Here is a 2,380-nt window from a genome sequence, read left to right as displayed (position 1 = left end):
GTCAGATGTCCGTAAGCGGTGCCCCAGGGCCCTCTGTTCAGATCGCCAGCCGATGCGCACGATCGTCTGATCGAGCGCACCTGCGATGGTGTGCATCAAGGCGGAAATGCACATCATGAACGATCGAGTCACTCGAGGCGCCCGTGGGCGGCGCGAACACAGCCCGGAGCTGAAGCGCGAACTGGTTGCGCGAAGCCTGCTGCCTGGCGCGTCCGTGTCGGCAATCGCGTTGGACGCCGGCATCAACGCGAATCTTCTGTTCACGTGGCGCCGCGCGCAGCGCAATTCGGCTGGGCAAACCCCAGGGCCGTCAACGCCCGTGCTGCTGCCGGTATCGATCGAGGCGCCGCAAGGAGTCGATGTCGTCGCGCCCACACCGGCGCCACCGGCGGGTCGCCCCGCAACCGGCACGATCGAGATCGACATCGGAGGCTCTCGTGTGCGCCTTCGCGGTGTCGTCGATGACGCGACCGTCCGCTGCGTTCTGCAGTCGCTGCGCGGCGCCGCATGATCGGCGCGCCGGCCAACACGCGCGTGTGGATCGTCGCTGGCCACACCGACATGCGCAAGGGCTTCGACGGCCTGGCCGGGATGGTGCAGACCGCTCTCGCGGCCAACCCGTTCTGCGGTCACGTCTTCGTCTTCCGCGGTCGACGCGGCGACATCCTCAAGGTGCTGTGGTTCGACGGTCAGGGGCTGATGTTGCTGTCCAAGCGGCTGGAGCGCGGTCGCTTCGTCTGGCCGCAGGCAACGTCTGGCAGCGTCTCGCTGACGCCCGCGCAGTTGTCGATGCTGCTCGAAGGCATCGACTGGCGCATGCCGATGCGCACGCACGAGCCGGAACTCGCTGCCTGAACCACTGTATGAATTGGACTCGGGTGCAGACCCGATGGTCCAGACCCGTTGGGCCGGGCACAGTAGAGCCCTGTGACGACCACTTCGAACCCGCCCCACACTGTCGATTCGCTGCTGCGCGTCGTCGAGGCGTAGGAGGCGGAAGTGGCGTTACTCAAGTTGATGATCGACAAGCTCAAGCTGCAGGTACTGCGGCGCGATCGTGCCCGGTTCGGAGCTTCCAGCGAACAACTGGACAGCCCTCAGTTCGCCCTGATCGAAGGCCAACCACTGGATAAACTTCTGGGGTCCAAGACGCCCCCGAAGAAGGACGCTGCCAACACACCAGAGTCCGATCGCAAGTTGCCGGCGCACCTGCCGCGCGACACGAAGACCTATCGCCCCGAGACGACCCCCGACCACCATGACGCGAACGGTCAGCAATGCGGCTGCATCGCTTGCGGTGGCCGACTGCGCCTCATCGGCCAGGACGTCTCCGAGCAGCGAGTACGTTCCCGCGCACTTCAAGGCGATCCGCCATGTCCGGCCGAAGCTCGCGTGCGTGGCCTGCGAGACGATCTTCCAGGCCACCGCGCCGAGCCGGCCAATCGCGCGTGGCGTCGCCGGGCCGGGGCTCCTTGCGCATGTCATGGTCTCGAAGTATTGCGACCACATTCCCCTGTACCGGCAGAGCGGCATCTACGCTCGCGACGGCGTGTTCATCGATCGCTCCACGATGGTTGGATGGGTCGACCAGGGCGACGAATTGCTCGACCCGCTGGTGGCCGCACTCGGGCGCTACGCGCTGGCGGGTGCGAAGGTGCATGCCGACGACACGCCGGTGGGCGTCCTCGACCCGGGGCGCGGGCGCACCAAGACAGGACGGCTTTGGGTCTACGTGCGAGACGATCGCCCGGCCGCGAGCCAGGATGCACCGGCTGTCTGGTTCCGATACTCGCCTGATCGCAAGGGCGAGCATCCGCAGACGCACCTCAAGAACTTCACTGGCATTCTGCAGGCCGACGCCTACGGCGGCTGGGGCAAGCTGTACGGCAGCGGCCGCGTCACGGAAGCTGCTTCCTGGGCTCATGCGAGACGACCGTGGTGGGATCTGCACCTGAGTCTGGGACGAGCGCCGGGCTCAGTGGCCGAGCAGGCGCTCAAGCGCATCGCTGCCTTGTACGCTGTCGAGGCCGACATCCGTGGCCAGCCGCCCGACGAGCGACGACGACAGCGCCAGGCACGCGCAGGCCCGTTGCTCAACGAGTTGCACGCCTGGCTGAGCGCCATGGTGGGCCGCGTGTCGGCGAAGTCGGAGATCACCGCCGCCATTGGCTACTCGCTCACACGCTGGAAGGCGCTGACGCGCTACGTCGACGACGGCCGCATCGAGATCGATAACAATGCCGCCGAGCGCGCGCTGCGCGGCGTCAGCCTCGGCCGCAAGAACTACCTCTTTATGGGGTCGGACGCGGGAGGCGAACGCGCTGCGGCGATCTACAGCCTTGTGGAGACGGCCAAGCTCAACGGGATCGATCCCGAGGCT

General features: G+C 66.7%; 2 protein-coding genes and 1 pseudogene. All 3 read left to right on the top strand.

Annotated features, from left to right (window positions below; translation table 11 throughout):
• Window positions 1–115: 115 nt before the first annotated feature.
• The gene (gene tnpA, locus EJI01_RS28170) at window positions 116–511 is read left to right on the top strand and encodes an IS66-like element accessory protein TnpA (RefSeq protein ID WP_221885741.1); all 396 of its coding nucleotides are present in this window, start codon (window positions 116–118) and stop codon (window positions 509–511) included.
• Window positions 508–855, top strand: a complete 348-nt coding sequence (gene tnpB, locus EJI01_RS28165; protein WP_126840388.1) for an IS66 family insertion sequence element accessory protein TnpB — start codon at window positions 508–510, stop codon at window positions 853–855. The genes tnpA and tnpB overlap by 4 nt, the downstream gene beginning before the upstream one ends.
• A 144-nt stretch (window positions 856–999) precedes the next feature.
• A pseudogene (gene tnpC / locus EJI01_RS28155) lies at window positions 1,000–2,380 on the top strand (IS66 family transposase); the annotation flags it as partial.

Origin of the sequence: Variovorax sp. MHTC-1, assembly GCF_003984645.1 — a bacterium.
Lineage (GTDB): Bacteria > Pseudomonadota > Gammaproteobacteria > Burkholderiales > Burkholderiaceae_C > Variovorax.
Note: the sequence above shows the minus strand (reverse complement) of the source record. Positions and strands in the feature narration are given on the sequence as shown.

What these genes read in the sequence shown, in the direction of transcription:
- tnpB (WP_126840388.1), top strand. Translation starts at nt 508, where the DNA reads ATGATCGGCGCGCCGGCCAACACGCGCGTGTGGATCGTCGCTGGCCAC.
- tnpA (WP_221885741.1), top strand. Translation starts at nt 116, where the DNA reads ATGAACGATCGAGTCACTCGAGGCGCCCGTGGGCGGCGCGAACACAGC.